The 17,360-nt window shown below is 38.4% G+C and carries 12 protein-coding genes; 8 read left to right on the forward strand and 4 right to left on the reverse strand.

Annotated features, from left to right (window positions below; genetic code table 11):
- Positions 1-10: 10 nt before the first annotated feature.
- Together QMN76_RS01330 and QMN76_RS01335 are read right to left on the reverse strand one after the other, a co-directional pair.
- The gene (locus QMN76_RS01330) at positions 11-2,230 is read right to left on the reverse strand and encodes a primosomal protein N' (protein WP_282065633.1); all 2,220 of its coding nucleotides are present in this window, start codon (positions 2,228-2,230) and stop codon (positions 11-13) included.
- Between the two features lie 133 nt (positions 2,231-2,363).
- A complete protein-coding gene (locus tag QMN76_RS01335) occupies positions 2,364-3,047 on the reverse strand; it encodes a DUF421 domain-containing protein (protein WP_282023092.1) in 684 nt (227 codons plus the stop codon).
- A gap of 139 nt (positions 3,048-3,186) precedes the next feature.
- On the opposite strand from QMN76_RS01335, the gene thiD reads away from it, so the two are divergent.
- The 4 genes from thiD to QMN76_RS01355 are packed head-to-tail and all read left to right on the forward strand — an operon-like array spanning position 3,187 to position 6,118.
- Positions 3,187-3,984, forward strand: a complete 798-nt coding sequence (gene thiD, locus QMN76_RS01340) for a bifunctional hydroxymethylpyrimidine kinase/phosphomethylpyrimidine kinase (RefSeq protein WP_282065635.1) — start codon at positions 3,187-3,189, stop codon at positions 3,982-3,984.
- A 28-nt stretch (positions 3,985-4,012) separates the two neighbouring features.
- A complete protein-coding gene (locus QMN76_RS01345; RefSeq protein WP_282023090.1) occupies positions 4,013-4,996 on the forward strand; it encodes a tyrosine recombinase XerC in 984 nt (327 codons plus the stop codon).
- Positions 4,993-5,937 carry a retroviral-like aspartic protease family protein gene (locus QMN76_RS01350; protein ID WP_051461854.1) on the forward strand — a complete coding sequence of 315 codons (945 nt, stop codon included), beginning with the start codon at positions 4,993-4,995 and terminating at the stop codon, positions 5,935-5,937. The genes QMN76_RS01345 and QMN76_RS01350 overlap by 4 nt, the downstream gene beginning before the upstream one ends.
- 1 nt (position 5,938) lies before the next feature.
- On the forward strand, positions 5,939-6,118 hold the full coding sequence (locus QMN76_RS01355; protein ID WP_282065636.1) for a hypothetical protein: 180 nt from the start codon (positions 5,939-5,941) through the stop codon (positions 6,116-6,118).
- A gap of 426 nt (positions 6,119-6,544) precedes the next feature.
- On the opposite strand, the gene QMN76_RS01360 is transcribed toward QMN76_RS01355, so the two are convergent.
- On the reverse strand, positions 6,545-6,937 hold the full coding sequence (locus QMN76_RS01360; protein WP_282023089.1) for a DUF4184 family protein: 393 nt from the start codon (positions 6,935-6,937) through the stop codon (positions 6,545-6,547).
- A gap of 110 nt (positions 6,938-7,047) precedes the next feature.
- The gene (locus QMN76_RS01365) at positions 7,048-8,418 is read right to left on the reverse strand and encodes a DHA2 family efflux MFS transporter permease subunit (protein WP_282023088.1); all 1,371 of its coding nucleotides are present in this window, start codon (positions 8,416-8,418) and stop codon (positions 7,048-7,050) included.
- Between the two features lie 235 nt (positions 8,419-8,653).
- Between QMN76_RS01365 and QMN76_RS01370 the strand changes: the two genes are divergently transcribed.
- The 4 genes from QMN76_RS01370 to QMN76_RS01385 are packed head-to-tail and all read left to right on the forward strand — an operon-like array spanning position 8,654 to position 17,358.
- Entirely contained in the window at positions 8,654-11,590 is a 2,937-nt protein-coding gene (locus QMN76_RS01370; protein WP_282023087.1) for a virulence factor SrfB, read from the forward strand.
- A 17-nt stretch (positions 11,591-11,607) separates the two neighbouring features.
- Entirely contained in the window at positions 11,608-14,238 is a 2,631-nt protein-coding gene (locus tag QMN76_RS01375) for a virulence factor SrfC family protein (RefSeq protein WP_282023086.1), read from the forward strand.
- Between the two features lies 1 nt (position 14,239).
- Positions 14,240-15,367: an SEL1-like repeat protein gene (locus QMN76_RS01380; protein ID WP_282023085.1), complete on the forward strand. Its 1,128-nt coding sequence runs from the start codon at positions 14,240-14,242 to the stop codon at positions 15,365-15,367.
- Positions 15,364-17,358 carry a vWA domain-containing protein gene (locus QMN76_RS01385; protein WP_282023083.1) on the forward strand — a complete coding sequence of 665 codons (1,995 nt, stop codon included), beginning with the start codon at positions 15,364-15,366 and terminating at the stop codon, positions 17,356-17,358. The genes QMN76_RS01380 and QMN76_RS01385 overlap by 4 nt, the downstream gene beginning before the upstream one ends.
- Positions 17,359-17,360 lie beyond the last annotated feature (2 nt).

Here is a 17,360-nt window from a genome sequence, read left to right on the forward strand (position 1 = left end):
TAGATAAGCTTTACAAAAATGAAATAGGATCAATATCCACATCAATTTTAACGCTTTTCTTAGCTTTTACGCTAGATAGCCATTGATGTAAAATCGGTTGAATGGCGATATGTTTCTGCGTTCTAAGTAACAGCCGTTGTCTATAGCGATTGCGCAGTAAAGCCAAAGGTGCAGGAGCAGGACCAAGAACAATCACACCTTCCATTTGTGGGGCATTTTGTCCAAGTTCATAAGCAATTTGCATCGCTTCATCACTCGTATCTGCACTGACGATAATGGCGGCCAGACGACCATAAGGCGGCCAAAATCCCATTTGGCGTTCGGCGGCTTCTTGTAACATAAATTCGTTGAAATCGCCTTTGACTAATGTTTCCATAACGGGATGATCGGCAAGGTAGCTTTGTAACATCACTATCCCTGCGGATTGTGCGCGTCCAGCTCGACCTCCAACTTGGTGTAACAGTTGCAATGTTTTTTCAGAGGCTCGCAAATCAGCACCACTTAGTCCAAGATCGGCATCAATCACACCCACTAACGTTAAAAATGGAAAATGCCAGCCTTTGGCAACAATTTGCGTGCCGATAATCAGATTGACTTCTTTCTGGTCAATCTGGCGAATGGCTTCAGCAGTTGCTTTGGGACTGGTTAAGCTATCACTCGACATCACAAGGATTTTGGCATCAGGGAACGTTGCGCGTGCTTCCTCTGTAATCCGTTCTATTCCTGGGCCAATAGGAACCATGCTGTCGGGTGCATCACAATGAGGGCATTCTTTGGGAATAGGAATAAAATACTCACAATGATGGCAAACCAAACGTTGAGTGCGACGATGTTCAACCAACCAAGCCGAACAATGAGGGCATTCCAGACGATGCCCACAAGCACGACACAGGGTTAACGGTGCATATCCTCGTCGATTTAAAAAGAATAAAACTTGTTCGTCTTTTTCAAGTCGCTGTTGAGTGGCTATGATTAAAGGTGGAGATAAAAATAAGCCTCTATGCGGTGGTGTTGCACGCAAATCAACGATTTGAACATCAGGCATAGAGGCTCCGCCATGACGCGCAGTCAACGTCAAATGGTGGTATTTTTGATGATATGCATTGGTTAGGGTTTCAAGCGATGGTGTTGCGGAGACAAGCACCGCTGGGCAATTTGATAATCTGGCTCTTACAATCGCCATATCTCTGGCGTGATAAATAATCCCTTCCTCTTGTTTAAAGGAGGTTTCATGTTCTTCATCAATAATAATCAGCCCCAAATGGGTAAAAGGAAGAAATAAAGCAGACCTTGCCCCAACAAGCACAGAAACTTCATTGTTAATAACGGCTTGCCAAGTTAATTTTCGTTGTTTATTGGTTAAGTCAGAATGCCAAAGCGCAGGTTTTACGCCAAACCTTTTTTCAAAACGCTCTATCCACTGTGAGGAAAGTGCAATTTCAGGCAGTAAAATTAAAACTTGTTGTCCTTGCTCTATACAAGTTGCAATAGCTTGCATATACACTTCGGTTTTTCCAGAACCAGTAACGCCTTGTAGCAAGGTAACAGAGAACTGTTGCTCTTTGACTTTTACACTCAGAAAGTTTGCTGCTTCTTGTTGTTCATCAGATAATAGAGGAATATGAAAGGATGGGTCAGGTTCGAGGAATGGACAATGATAAGGTAAAAGCTTTTCCTCTATAATACCAGCCTTGGCAAGCCCTTGAATGACGCTGGAACTCACTTGTAACGCATCCGTCAAAAAACCAGTTGTAAATGGATTTTCTTTATCTTTTAAAAATTGAATAATTTTCTCTCGAGCAGGAGTCACACGGATTGTGTCGATTGGAGTGTCGGATAAAATCCATCCTGATTTGGGTACATTGGTGGAGGCATAAGTTTGAATACCACGTAGTGCAATGGCCAAAACCAACCCTGGAGGTGATATTGTATATGCAGCAACCCAATCAATAAATTCAAGGAGAATAGTAGGTAGGGGAGGAATCGGTAAAATAGATATAATAGATTTTATTTTATTTATTTTCTTAGGCTTTTCTTCAGGTAAAGAAATACCTTTTGGTAAACTGTGTTTTTCCCAAATAACGCCCATTTCTTCTCTGCTACCTAAAGGCACTATAATCAATGTGCCGGGTCTCAATGATTCATACTCTAGTTCTGGGGGAACTTGATAATAAAAAGGCTCTTTGAGAGGGTAAGGTAATAAAACAGGCAGAATATGAGAAGGGGGCATAATATTTAAAGTGTATTAATGGAACATAGTATGACTTATACTCTTATTTATAAGATAGCAGCAAATAAAGAACAATGTTTTTCGCTTCAGGTTATTTCCTCTTTTATTTTTGATAAAATAAGTTTAGCAATATCTAAGATTGATCTTTTGGTTTCAAAGTCACAGGAACCGTTACTTTTTTACCATCATTCAGTGTGATGATAATCATTTTGCTATAATATTCAGCAATAAAGACTTCTTTTAATTCTAGCTTATTGTTTTCTAATAAATGCGCAATAAATTGATTGTCAGTATCAAACAACTCTAATGGTAAACGTTGTATTTCACCTCTTAAGATTAAAACAATTGAAGGCTCATTTTGATTTTGTTCAATGATTGTAAGTTGTCCATTAGGTTCAACTTGGGCGTAATGTATTTCTTGAATAGAGCCAATACCTCTTGAATGTAAAATAGATAATAAGTTAATCATATCGATTTTGTTTTGTTTGTTATTGATTGTATCGATCATGAGTTGACCATTTTTAATGATTGTAATAGGGTCACCCAGTGTAAATGATCGAAATATTTCAAATTTTTTGGCTACTTTGTTAAGCAAATGCATTAAGAATGTGCCAATAATTAGTACCAATACATAAGTATACATCGGAATGGTATCACTATAAATGACCCCACCGATAATACCACCAAGAATAAAGTTACCAATCAAATCAATTGGAGACATTTGAGAAATTTGCGTTTTACCAGAAAGGTTAAAATAACAAATGACAATAATAAAACCAATTATAAACTTAAGAAAAACTAATGCGAAGAAAGTCATAAAAGCCTCCTTTATTACAAAGACATTATTTATTTTAAATTATAAAGTGAAAATATAAGGATTTTTAAAAAGTTATTTCTAAGTTATATCAAATATTTAGATAAAAACGAATAATATATTTCAATAGGAAATAGGTTCAATGATAAAAAATATTTTAACAATTGCTGGCACCGATCCCAGCGGTGGGGCTGGGATCCAAGCTGATATTAAAACATTTTCTGCACTTGGAACCTATGCCATGTCAGTGATTACGGCTGTTGTTGCCCAAAATACCCAAGGGGTCAGATCTTATCGAACAATGGATGCTGCATTTGTTGGTGAGCAAATAGATACTATTTTCGAAGATATAACTGTTGATGCTGTTAAAATCGGAATGTTGGCTAATGCAGAAATTGTGGAGGTCGTAGCCGCAAAATTAAAACAATATGCTGTGAAAAATATTGTTTTGGATCCTGTAATGGTGGCAAAAAGTGGAGATTCTTTGATTGATGAATCTGCAGTTTTAGCGATTAAAGAGATTTTATTACCCCAGGTAACAGTGATAACCCCAAATATTCCTGAAGCTTGCGTTTTATTAAATATTAAAGAGCCAATTGCTTTTGACGAAATGGAGCAAGAGGCAAAAAGGATATTACAATCAAAGTCCCAATGGGTTTTATTAAAAGGTGGGCACTTAATAGGTGATATTTGTCGTGATGTATTATGTAACTCACAAGAAACATATGAGTTTGTTGGAAAGAGAATTATAACAAAGAATGACCATGGTACTGGATGTACGTTGTCTTCGGCAATTACAGCTTTATTACCAATGATGACTGTCCCAAAAGCTGTTGAAAATGCCAAAGAATTTTTAGAAGAGGCTTTGAAATCAAGCAACCAACTATCAGTTGGTCATGGTCATGGTCCATTGCATCATTTTTGTAATTTATGGAAATAATAGTGAACTGTAAATCAAGGTAAAATGAATGCTGGCTTTTGAATTATTACAACAATATTTAGGTTGGATGAGGGATAGCCGCAGGGCTTCTCAACATAGTTTGACCGCATATCAGCAAGATTTAACTCGGTTTTTGGGATTTTTAACCGTGCATTTCGGTGAGGAGCCCACCAAGGAAACTTTATCTACAGTCTCTCACAAGGATTTACGTTCATGGTTGGCTGATGAGAATGCAAAAGCTCTGAATAATCCTCAATTAGGTCGCGGAAGACATACTCAAGATGCAGCTATTCGTACTCGTCGCAGACGGTTATCGGCATTAAAATCTTTTTATCGTTATCTTGCCCTTTATCATCAAGTGGAAAATATTGCGCCCACTTTGTTAAATACACCAAAGGTGAAACAGCCTTTACCTCATCCTTTGTCTCAGGAAGAAGCAACCGCACTTGCCAAAGATATAGCTATTATAGATCAATCCCCATTGGCACAAAGTCGAGATATTGCGCTATTCACGCTGTTATATGGTTGTGGTTTACGTTTATCTGAGGCGTTAGGATTAGATTGGATCGACTTGTATCATGCAGGATTAAATGCAGATGGTGGAATGCTACGGGTTTTGGGAAAAGGGAATAAAGAACGAATATTGCCTATTTTACCGATGGTTGCAAAGGCATTAATACAATGGAAGGCACAATACCCTGGCATTTCAGAAGGTAAAAATCCTGTTTTTGTTGGACTAAGAGGAAAGCGATTAAATCCATCTATTGCACAAAAAACAATGCGAGAATATCGACGCATGATGGGTTTGTCTGAATTGGCTACACCACACGCATTACGTCATTCTTTTGCCACGCATATTATGCAAAATGGTGGTGATCTCAGAACGATTCAAACGTTATTGGGGCATGCCAGTCTTTCTACAACACAGAGATATACGTTAATGGATGAAACTCAATTATTAAAAATATGGGAAAAAGCACATCCGCGTGCGCATCAGGATAAGGAAATATGAAAAGAAACTTGTATTTTTGTTTTTATAGTCTGTTACTAGTACTAGTTTTTTTTAGTGTTGTTTCATCTGATGTCAAAGCACAAAATTCGTGTGATTATGAAAAAATAGGGCAAGCACCTTTAAAAGATGTTGGGGGATTTTTACTGGTCACAGTAACGTTAAATGGCCGTCATTTTAACATGGTCGTGGATACAGGATCAGAAGGCAGTTTGATTTCTCCAGGAGGGGCAAAGTTACTAAACCTTCCTATCGACCCTAATCGTCAAACAGTTGTGCAAGGCCCCAGAGGGGGACAAGAGCTGGTGCAAAATGTCCTTATTCAACGTATGGGGTTGGGAAAACTGACCATAGGGCCTTTATCAGTACCGTTGGGAAATTTACCTTCCTCTCCCAGGCTTGATATTCCTGTGATTGGTTTAATTGGTGCAGATATTTTATCTCATTTTGATTTAGAGTTTAATGTCCAAGCGGGAATTTTATCTTTTTGGCACGTTGAGTCTTATTCTATGTTATGTCATGTTCCGCCCTTTTGGGGGGATAATATGCAATCTGTGCCATTAAAAATGGTGGGGCATCGTCCTTTTGTGGATGTTAAGGTTGATCACAAACCTTTGGTGGCATTACTGGATAGTGGCGCACGCTCTCGAATTGTGGCTTTTGATACGGCTTTAAAAATAGGAGTGCCGTACCATATCTTAACCCAAGATCCAGGAGGAATTGCCAGTGGTGTGGATATGCGCAGCACTCGGTATTATTGGCACAAGTTCAAATCCTTTCAATTGGGCGACGATATAGAACCCAACCCAACCTTAACGGTTTCTCCTCTGCATGATTCAATGAATATGTTGATTGGTTCGGATTGGTTCGCAACACGCCATGTCTGGGTATCTTATGCTCGTCAGAAGTTGTTTTTTATGAATAATGCGGTTAAGGGGAAATGAAATGAGTAATCTTCCTGTAAATGCTAAAACACTTGAAGAAGCATTACAATTCAGTGAAGAGATTTTAACTTCTATTGAGTTAGAAACGACCTCGTTATCCAGTTATATGTTAAAAGCCAGTCGATTAGCAAGGTTACTGAATGATTTTGATTATCAACAGAAGAAGCCGATCGATATGTGATTTATACTTATTTGGTTATTGGGGATATTTTATCTTTGAATAAAGACGATCTAAAGGTGTCTTTAATTAACGAATAAAATACTAACGCTTCATAGGTTTGTAACGGTTTATCCTTAACGCATATATTAAAACCAAAATAACAAAAACTAACTCTGTTAATCTAAGTTGATTAAAAACGAAATTGTTAAAATGATATCCAGTTTTTTGATATGAAAATTGCAAAGCAAAAGGGAAAACAAGTCCCATTGAAAAGACTGCAATTCCTAATAATTTATAGAGTTTTTGTTGGTTGATAAGCTGTTCAGATCAGAAAAGCTTGATTTAAAATGATATTGTCGATATTTAATGACAAGATATAACAAACCAAAGAATGATCCTAAATATTGTAACAGTTTATAAATACACATTTCTTGTCTATTTATATTGTTAAAAACTGATATTTCTTACAAAACTGCCAGTTTCATGTGTAAAACCATCCCATATAATATGTGTTGCGGCGCCAATAAATAGAGATATATCAATTATAATATAACCTCTAAGGCTCCATTGATTATAGGCTTTAATAGGAATAGGCAGGGCTTTGTTCAAACTAGAAGAAAGCATCGATAGTAATATAAAAATTACAATGCAAAGTGGAAACGCTGTATATAACCATCCCGTAAAATGATGTGCCGTGGTCGAGATGTTATATAATCCAACCGAGTAAAATAAATCTGGTGATATACTGCCAATAATAAGAGCTGGCAGGTTTAAGAACTTTCCTATTCTAGATTGCTTTATGGGAAAAACGACAACAGGATGGGAAAATGTCCAAGGCATAGCACATTTATACTCTAATAAGAGCTGGCAGGTTTAAGAACTTTCCTATTCTAGATTGCTTTATGGGAAAAACGACAACAGGATGGGAAAATGTCCAAGGCATAGCACATTTATACTCTTTTATTTGGCATAAACATAAAGATAAAGGCACTGATCACTGTGATACAACCAAGATAAAACCACGTATAATGAAAATGTGTCGCAGGCACAGCATGAAGATGAATTTTCTCATCTAATGTTAATAATATCGCAGAAACTGCAACGCCCGCTGCCATAGAAACTTGCATAACGGTTGATAACAAACAACTGCCTGCAGGTTGTCTTTTGGCTGATAGATCTAATACAGTAGAAGTATTCATTGCTGTGAACTGCATAGAGTTAATAAAGCCTGTGATAAACATTAAGGCTGCAATAAAGGTCCAACTGGAATGATCATTAACAAAGCAATAAGACATATAAGATGCGCTTAGAAGAATAGTGTTGATAAATAGGAAATTGCGGTATCCCATAAATTTAATAGAGTGCGATACAAAAGGCTTGGCAATCATAGCTGCAAAGGCAAGAGGTAACATTGCCACGCCGCAAGCTACGGGGGATAGCCCCATTAATCTTTGTAACATTAAAGGAATCATGAATGGAACAGCACCACAGCCTAATCGTGCAACCAGATTTCCTAATATACCAATGGAAAAGCTTTTAATTTTAAAAAGAGTGGGGCTAAATAAAGGATAATCATGATACAACGATCTTACCCAATATAGAGCCAGTAAACATAATCCGATGCAAAAGATGATCGTGGGTGGTGTATAGTTTTGTGTTTCACTGTAAAGACTTAGTGCATAGGTAATTAATGCAATTGCCGCTGCAAAAATAATATATCCCCATCGATCAATACGAACGGCTTTGTCACTTTGCCTGGGAAAATAATGTAGTGCAAAATAAATACCAACTAAGCCAAACGGAACGTTAATCAGAAAAATCATAGACCAATCTAGATATGTTGCAATCATCCCTCCAGCAATTGGGCCAATTAAGGGGCCCATAAGCCCTGGAATAGTCACTAAACTTAGTGCTTTAACCAGCTCTTTTTTAGGAAATGTTTGAATAATCGCCAAGCGCCCAACGGGTAACATCATAGCACCGCCTATTCCTTGGATAATTCGGGCGGCCAAAAGTTGATTTAATGTATGCGAAATTCCACAAAGAAAAGAGCCCAAAGTAAAAATACATAAGGCAATACAAAAAACAATACGACAGCTATATTTTTGGCATAAAACACCTGTCAAAGGAATGAATATGGCATTAGCAATCATATAATAAATAATTATATTTTTCGTAACAGCCAAAGGAGCGTGAAAAACACCAGACAAATAGGGAATAATCGTATTAACAGAGGTCGTATCTAACGATGCCATAAAAAAAGCAATTGCCGCAACGATTGGCAGTAATTTTCTTTGTTTATCTATGTTGATATCACTCATGATTTTTGATGTAGTTACTTTGTTTTATTTTATGTATGATATAGAAGAATACATGATGAATAGTATTTATGGCTTTTATATGCTTTTTTTAATCAAAAAACATATCAAAAGCAACATAATGAATATTATTTTAAACAAAATTAAACCATAATAAATTTATAAAATTAATATTGTTTTCTGCTTTAATTATAGTAATCAATACTGACTTTTTAATCATTAAGAGAGTAAAGATCGTATGAACCGCACTATTACGCTTATTCCTGACAGTGGCTTGCAATTTTGGTCCTTCGCTTTTTCTACTGAGCAGATTAAGAATATTCGATGCTGGTTTTGGGAGGAACGTGACGGTGAATACGAAGATGGTAGACCACGTTATATATTGCATGCCTTACAAGAAGACCAAGAAACAGGGGTTATCAAAGACCCCTTGACGGGCCGTGCTCCTCCAGAAGATCAAATTTATGATGTGACTTGGAAATCAGTGATTCAATTCTTAAAGAATCAATGGTTGCCTTTACCTTTTTTTGCATTGCTTTCTTCTGAACAGGGTGGCAGTAAAGTATTCCGTAAAGGGCCAGGAAATTGGGTGCGAGGTCGCTTTGCAGAAATGGAAAAAGATCAAATTCATCTTGATCTTGTTTTTGATACGACTTTAGAGGAATTATCCGGTGACGGTTTATATAATGCACCGACTTTTGAAGATAGCCAACGCCAAGATCATTTTAAATTTGTTTCTTCTTTGGGGGATATTGCTTGGTTTTTAAACGAGGCTTGGGTTGGAGATTGGCTTTTAAAGGTTCAGCAAGAAGCTCAAGAGAAATCAGAGCAAAAATCTTTTACAGATCGTTCATATTATTGCTGGCATTATGCAGTTTATCAAACTCTTTTGCAAATTCTGCAAGAAATTCAACAAATGCCAACGATTCATTTATTAGACGGTGGTGCGGCTAAAAACCTTCAAAATATTGTTGAAGTTGATTTAGTATTAGATTTAGGTAATTCAAGAAGTTGTGGTATTTTAATTGAAGATCATTTGGGGCAGGATTTAAATTTCTCCAGCAGCTATCCTTTGGCACTCAGAGATCTTACACGTCCTTATTTAGAATATGATCAACCTTTTCCTAGCGCCATTGAGTTTGCCAAAGCGAATTTTGGTAATGATTTATTGTCTCGTCGTTCAGGCCGTGCCAAAGCCTTTTTTTGGCCCAGTCCTGTCAGGGTAGGGTTTGAAGCAGCTCATTTAGCGGGTATGCGTATAGGAAATGAAGGGTTAACAGGACTGACGTCTCCTAAACGGTATATTTGGGATGGACGTTTATCTCTGCAAAGTTGGCGTTATAATAGTCGTTCTATTAGTGATGGAGGTCGAATTATTGATCCTCCTGTAAATGGTCCTTTTATGGCAATGATATCTCCTGAAGGACGTGTCTTATCTGATGAAGAACGCCTATCAGGGGAAAATATCGCGACACAACCTAATTTCTCTCGCAGTTCTTTATTTACCTTTATGTTTGTCGAAATTTTAATGCAAGCGCGCTTGCAAATGAATTCTCCGCAAAACAGAGAACAACGTCAGGATAAAACCCTGAGGCGTAGATTACGTTCTATTGTTTTAACGATGCCACCTGGTATGCCTGTTGCAGAGCAAAAAATTTTACAAACCAGAACCAAAGCAGCCATAGATCTTTGCTGGAAAATGCTGGGGTTACCATGGGATACACGCCCGCAATTACAATGTCGTTTGGACGAGGCTACAGCTACGCAAATTGTTTGGTTATATAATGAAATTACTGAGCGTTTAGGGGGGAATGTGGATGAATTCATGCGCTTGCATGGTCGTTTACGGCCTGATCCAGAGCAAAAGGATCAAAATCTACCTTCTATTAGAGTAGCCAGCATTGATATTGGTGGTGGAACAACGGATTTGATGATCAGCTCTTATCATGTTCCATCTGGAGAAACGATTTGCCCCAAGCAAGAATTCCGTGAAAGTTTCAAAGTAGCGGGCGATGATATATTGGAACATGTAATTACCAATGTTGTATTGCCTCCTTTGGCAGAAGCTTTGGAAAAAGCAGGCGTCCAAGATACTCAAGTGTTGCTTAGTCGTATGATTGGTCAAGATTGGGGGGGGCAATCAGAACAAGAGCGCCATCTTAGGCGTTTATTCGTCAGTAATATTTTGGAACCAATCTCGATTGCTGTTTTAAAAGAATATGAATCTCTTACGGATAGAAGTATCGAGGGGTTAAATCCTTTTTATGTTCGAGATATTTTAGGTAAAGATAAAGAGAATATTGCCCGATCTGCCAGTTATATTCATCGTCAAGCCGAGTTGGCTGGAGCAAAGAATTTTGATATCACCGATGTTAAGATTGCTGTTAAAGTTCAGCATGTAGAGGCTTCTATTTCTCATGTGATGGGAGAGGTAATCTCTAACCTTTGCGAAGCAATCTGGGCGTATGATTGTGATGTGTTGTTGGTCTCGGGTCGTCCGTCTCGTTTCAGACGTATTGTTGATATGATCAAGGCTGCAATGCCTGTGCCGCCTCATAGAATTGTTGGAATGTATCATTATAGAGTAGGGGCATATTATGCATTTCGTGATGAGCGAAATCGGATTAGTGATCCCAAGACAACCGTTGTTGTTGGGGCTTCATTATGTTTGCAAGCAGAAGGAAAGCTTCAAAATTTTGTGCTCAGAACGCGTGATTTAAAAATGTATTCGACGGCACGTTTCTTGGGTCGTTTGGAGAAAAATGGACAGCTACGAAATAAAAATGTTTGGCTTTCAAATATAGATCTAGAAGGCAATAACAACGAAGAGGTTGGTTTTACCATTCAAGATTTTGAAAATACGACACGTATTGGGTTTCGTCAGTTGGGAATAGAGCGTTGGCCAGCCTCGCCTTTATACACGTTGGAATTCGGTAATTTTCCTGGATTTAACAGAGTAGCATTGCCTTTAACGGTTAAGATTGTCAGACAGGATATTGATCTGGACAAAGAGCAAGCACAAAATGATTATTCAGGCAGAGAGCAATTTAAAGTGGCAGAAGTCATTGATCATAATGGTGAACAATATCCTCCACGTATTTTATCTTTGCGTTTGCAGACCATGCAAAATGTCGAGGGATATTGGCGTGATACAGGTCGCTTTACGTTGGCTTAAGGAAAGAAATAATCAAGATGGTTGAAGATAATCAAACAATAATAAAAATACAACAAGCCCGTAATGGTGATGTATTAAAAGCATCTGAACAAACCTTAACTTGGTTTACAGAAAATCCCAAAGCAATTAAAGGGGATGGGGAGCGTCTAAAGGCCAGTTTAAGAAGGTTTCGCAGGCAAGCGCGCCAACTAAACAGGGCCTCTCATCAACCTCCCGCCATTGCTGTCTTTGGTGCTTCTCAGTCAGGGAAATCGTATTTAGTATCAAGCCTTGCTACGAAACCAGGGGAAACCTTGGTGGCCCATTATAAGGGTGAAAAACTAAATTTTCTACAAGATATGAACCCCCAAGGGGGGAATGAATCAACGGGATTGGTTTCTCGGTTTACGACGAAAACGCCGACCATTGTTCAAGAGGATATGCCTGTTCCTTTGCGCCTATTATCGGCAGCAGATATTATTAAGATTTTAACTAATACATCGCTCGAAGACTTTAAAGTCAAAGAGTTATCTATGGAAGAAGCAAAAATTGATGCTTTGTTTAATACCGCAGTAGCTTCTGCCAATGCCCAAAATACGATTTTAGATTTGGATGATGTAGAAGGGTTATTTGAGTATTTACAAGCTTTATATCCTGACTATCAGCGTTTAGAAAAGCTTGGTGAAGGATATTGGCAAAAATTAAAAGAGATGGTGCCATCTTTACCAGCAAGTGAATGTGCGGTTTTATTTTCGCCTTTGTGGAATGGATTGCCTGAATTTACCAATTTGGCACGCTCTTTATTTATGGTCTTAGAGCAAATGGGGCAACCTGATTTTGTATATTGTTCGACAGATGCCCTGCGCCCTAGAGAAAGAAGCATTTTAAATGTAGAAACGCTTTTTACCCTTGGTCAAGCTGACCCTGGCGATGCGATTACTTTATTGACTCCAAATCAGAAAAAAGTAACGATTAATCGTTCTATTGTCACGGCTTTAACAGCAGAAATTACAGTCCCTGTTGGGGATGCGCCCTGGCCATTTTTACAAGAGACAGATTTGCTGGACTTTCCAGGGGCAAGGTCTCGGGAAATGATTTATGATGCTCAAGAGTTTCTTGAGGCTCCTGAGGCTTTGGGACGTTTGTTCTTACGTGGCAAGGTTGCTTATTTATTTCAACGTTATGAAGCTGAACGTGAAATTTCCGCCATGTTATTATGTATTGGGGATTCAATTCAAAGTGTATCCACATTACCAGGAATGATTGATGGTTGGATTAAAACCAGTATTGGTGCAACCTCGGCTGATAGGACCAAGCAAAGAGATAATTTATTTATTGTTTTAACCAAGTTCGATCGTGAATTTGAACAAAAAGAGGGAGATGCTCCTTCATCGGGTTCAAGGTGGACAGCAAGAATTAATGCGAGCCTATTGGATTTTTTTAAAACGAGTAGCTGGGTAGAAGATTGGAAAAACAGTCGACCTTTTAATAATATTTATTGGTTGCGTAGTCCTGCGATAAGCTTTCCTGCTGTCATGGATTATCAGCATATTAATAATATCTCCAAAGAAGTAGGAATAGCCTCAAGAGCTCAAACACTGGTTGATACGATGAAACAAGCTTATTTAGCTAATGTCTCTATTCAACGTTATGTGGCTGATCCCGAACAAGCTTGGGAGGCAGTATTAATGCCTAATGATGGAGGTATTACCTATCTTGCCAATGCGCTCAGTAAAGTTTGTGATGCGAATTTAAAACTAGAACAAATTGCAGCACAGACCAACCAGTTTAGTGCTAATTTATCCAGATTTATTGCACCATTTTATCATAGTGGTAATAAAGAAGAGGCTATTCAAAAAGCTTCTTTGGAAGCGCAAACCATTGCTCGTTCTTTGATGAGGTGTGTTGCGGCGCAAATGTTTGGGCCATTAATATCCAGCCTGCAAGTTACCAGAGATCAAATGATAGAAGCTTGGCGCAGTTTGGAAACGCAGTCGGCTAATCAGAGGTTTCTAATGGGCAGGGCCAGTGATGTTGATAGTTTGTTCCAAGATATGTTTCCTGATGCAGAAGACGTAAACGTTCCACAAAGCACAGAGGTTGAAGAACCAGCAACAGCTAAGGATCGTCATGAACAATATGCTGATTTGGCATTAGCTAAATGGAATAGTGTAATGGATCAATTTGCAAGCCAAGAGTATGTGGCTGATACTTATCAAATGCCATCAGAGCAACTAACCGCATTGACTGCCGAAATTGCTTTATTATCCAGAAGGCTAGACCTTAGAGATCAATTAGCAGATAAATTGCGTAAAAATGCTTCTTTGACAGGGAGTTCGTCGTTAAGAGGTGAAACGCAGGCTTTATTGGCTGAGATAGAGATTGGTAATTTTGTGAATTGGCTGGGCTATTTTAATATAGCTTTGGAACAACGTCCCATGACCAGAGGGTTAAAAGGTGAGCATATTTTTGCCCCTAAGGAACCTTTAAAAGGATTATTATTATTACCCGAGCAACCGACACCTTATAATGAGCGTTTTGTTAGAGATTGGATTTCTGCTTTGGTATGTCGTTTTGAGGAAAATGCTGGGGCTTCTGATTTAAATGGAATTGATCCAGTAGCAAACGCGTTATTAGGTAAGATTATTTCTGTATTGGAGCAAAGATAAAATGAGTTCTCAGTTAAAGGTTTCGGCCTCAGCACCAGGGGAAGCAACAATCATTCTTGTTGGTAAGGCATTACATTATGGAGATGTTTTAACAATTTCTTTTCCTCAGTTCTCATCTATTTCTTCACAGAAAGTTATTCAACAATCCGTTGTTGGTGATGATTTATTATTGATTATTGATGCAGATAGTTTGGGTGATATTTTAGAACCTGATAGTCCTTACCAAATAAAAGTACCAGAGCTTGAAATTACAAGTACGGTCATCTGGCCAGAAATCGTTGGAAAAAGAGGGGCAAGCACAGGGGTAATCAATACGACGAAAGCTTCGTCTCCTTCCAAAGTGAAAACACCTATAATAGAAGAAGAACAGCCAGCTTCGTTGTCTTTTGAAACAGAACCACAAACATCCTCTTTACCCTCATCTTTGATAGAGGATACTCATGGGGAACAAAAGACCGATTATTTTACTCAAATACAAAATAAAGATGATAAAGAAGAAGATGCACCTTTGGTCTCTGAACCATCTAAAAGACATCAATCTTCTGTTCCAATCATTTTATTAAGTATTCTTGGTGTTTGTCTTTTACTGGCGGGGGGAGCAATTGCGTATATCAAATTTTCTAAGCCTCATTCTGAACCCACCAAAGAACAAATAGTTAAAAAAGAAGAACCCAAGAAAGAATTACCTAAGGCGGCTGAAACAAAACCGCCTGCGCCAGTGCAGCCTCCTAAAGCAGAACCTTCTTTTGCAGAAAATTTACAGAAAATGTCTGTGCCTGAAGTAATTGATAAAGCTCCTAATACAGTGATGATTACTCAGGAAGGCAAGCGCCGTTTAGAAGCCAAGCAATTTGACGATGGGATTTTATTATTGGAAAATGCAGCCGCTAAAGGGGATACTTTGGCGATGCTTAAATTGGGATTATTATATAGCCCTGTTGATTTTAAAACTGGGGGAGCTATTCCCAGTCCTGATATGAGAGAGGCCGCTCGTTATTTGCAAAAAGCAGAAGAGGGTGGCCTAAAGGATGCAACAGCTCCAAGAGCAGCTTTAAAAGATTGGCTTATAAAAAAAGCGGATGAAGGTGACGATATGGCACGGTTAACTTTGAAGGATTTTTGGAAATGAGTTTCAATAATTTTAAGTCATTATTAAAAGTCAGTGTATCTGTTTTTGGTTTAATTGCAGGGGGAATGGTTGCTTATGCTCAAAGCTCTGAGCCTACTCCTTTAACTCCAACCGCTAAAAATAATACAACGTCCAAAACACCTTTATTAATAGAAGGCAAACATAGTCTATATCAGCGTATTATTACCCGTCCTGGTGGGATTATTTCCCCTGAGCCTTCACAAGAAAATTCTAAGCCTTTAGAAGGATTTAAAGTTTTTTACGTGTATCAGCGTCATAAAGATGATCAGGGTAAAGAAGACTGGATACAAGTTGGCACGGATCTGCAAGGCCATATTGCAGGGTGGATTCCAGTCGATAAATCGATTAATTGGTCTCATACTTTGGTGGGAGCATTCACCAACCCTGCGGGCAGAGAACGTTCTTTATTTTTAAAGACCGAGCAAGATGAAAAACAACTGATCACTGATCCTGATACCGCACAAAAAGCCAAAGAATTAACTCAGGCAGCATTGTCTGGAAATTCGGATAAAGTTGTGGCGATGGAGCCCACTAATTATGTGGATATTACCAAAAATTTCTATTTGTTGCCGATCTTGGATGCACAGCAAATAGAACGCCCAAGTGGCCCACCTTTGCGTTTATTGCACGTCATTTCTGCACCTGCACAAACTGGAGGTAGTCAAGTTAATGCTTCACCTGCAAATTTGCGAAATTTCAAAGCCAATTTGGTTTTTGTGATGGATACAACCATCAGTATGGAACCTTATATTGAGGAAACACAAAAAGCGGTTAAATCGATTGTCAGTCGCATTCAAAACACGGCTGTAAAAGATAATTTTCGTTTTGGTTTGGTTGCATATCGCGATAGCTTAAATGATAATCCAGATTTGGAGTATGAAACAAAAGTATTTGCTAAACCAGATTTTTCCAAGCCAATCGATGTGATTAACGATTCTATTTCTATTGTTCATGATGCCAGCGTATCGTCTAAATCTTATGATGAAGATCCAATTGCAGGTATTAAAACAGCTTTGGATGAAATTGACTGGGATCAAGCAGCTGGTCGCTATATCATTTTAGTCACTGATGCTGGGGCTAGGGGGGCAGATCACCCAAACAGTATTACCAAGCTTGGGATCGAAGAAATTCACCAACTAGCTGAATCTAAAGGTGTTGCTGTATTTGTTGTGCATTTATTAACACCGTCTGGGCAGAAAAATAATAACCACTTAAAAGCGGAAAAACAATATCGTGCATTGAGTAAATATGGCACCGCAGGTTCATTATATTTCCCAGTCAAAGGGGGAACCCCAGAAGCTTTTGCCGAAGTCATTCAAACATTGTCTACATCATTATTACAACAAGTTTCTAATACTACGGGTCGCCCTGTTGCTGGATTAAATCCAGATATTAAAAATGCCAAACAACAAGCAATACAAAAGCAATTACAAGTTGTTAGTCAAGCGATGAAGTTAGCTTATGTTGGTAAAGAAGAAAAAACATCTGTTCCTGATGTCGTATCCAGTTACACAACAGATCGCGATTTGACTAATCCAATTAAGAAGTCTGTCGAAGTTAGAGTGTTGTTAACTCGTAATCAATTATCTGATCTGGCACAGGCTTTACAAATTATTCTTAAAACTGGGCTGGCTGGTCGTACTGAACCACAAACCTTCTTTACTCAATTGCGTTCCGCTTTTGCAGCCGCGGCCAGAGATCCATCTAAGATTGCGCAATCTCAGCAAATTGGAGGGATGTTGGGAGAGTATTTACAGGGATTGCCTTATAAATCTGATATTATGAATATTTCTGAAAAAGATTGGTTGGCAATGGGTGCCATTGCACAAAGAACCATATTAAATAATGTTGAAAGTCGTTTGCGTCTTTATCAAGAATATCAAGCACATCCTGATTTATGGGTAAATCTTAGTGGAAGCAATGATCCTGGTGAAGCTGTCTATCCTGTGCCTTTGGAAGCATTGCCATAAAT

Origin of the sequence: Commensalibacter papalotli (ex Botero et al. 2024) (genome assembly GCF_947179115.1) — a bacterium.
GTDB classification, from domain to species: domain Bacteria; phylum Pseudomonadota; class Alphaproteobacteria; order Acetobacterales; family Acetobacteraceae; genus Commensalibacter; species Commensalibacter papalotli.

Coding starts and splice junctions, on each gene's coding strand:
- QMN76_RS01380 (WP_282023085.1), top strand. CDS start 14,240: ATGAGTTCTCAGTTAAAGGTTTCGGCCTCAGCACCAGGGGAAGCAACA.
- QMN76_RS01365 (WP_282023088.1), bottom strand. CDS start 8,418: ATGAGTGATATCAACATAGATAAACAAAGAAAATTACTGCCAATCGTT.
- QMN76_RS01345 (WP_282023090.1), top strand. CDS start 4,013: ATGCTGGCTTTTGAATTATTACAACAATATTTAGGTTGGATGAGGGAT.
- QMN76_RS01385 (WP_282023083.1), top strand. CDS start 15,364: ATGAGTTTCAATAATTTTAAGTCATTATTAAAAGTCAGTGTATCTGTT.
- QMN76_RS01350 (WP_051461854.1), top strand. CDS start 4,993: ATGAAAAGAAACTTGTATTTTTGTTTTTATAGTCTGTTACTAGTACTA.
- QMN76_RS01330 (WP_282065633.1), bottom strand. CDS start 2,230: ATGCCCCCTTCTCATATTCTGCCTGTTTTATTACCTTACCCTCTCAAA.
- QMN76_RS01370 (WP_282023087.1), top strand. CDS start 8,654: ATGAACCGCACTATTACGCTTATTCCTGACAGTGGCTTGCAATTTTGG.
- thiD (WP_282065635.1), top strand. CDS start 3,187: ATGATAAAAAATATTTTAACAATTGCTGGCACCGATCCCAGCGGTGGG.
- QMN76_RS01360 (WP_282023089.1), bottom strand. CDS start 6,937: ATGCCTTGGACATTTTCCCATCCTGTTGTCGTTTTTCCCATAAAGCAA.
- QMN76_RS01335 (WP_282023092.1), bottom strand. CDS start 3,047: ATGACTTTCTTCGCATTAGTTTTTCTTAAGTTTATAATTGGTTTTATT.
- QMN76_RS01355 (WP_282065636.1), top strand. CDS start 5,939: ATGAGTAATCTTCCTGTAAATGCTAAAACACTTGAAGAAGCATTACAA.
- QMN76_RS01375 (WP_282023086.1), top strand. CDS start 11,608: ATGGTTGAAGATAATCAAACAATAATAAAAATACAACAAGCCCGTAAT.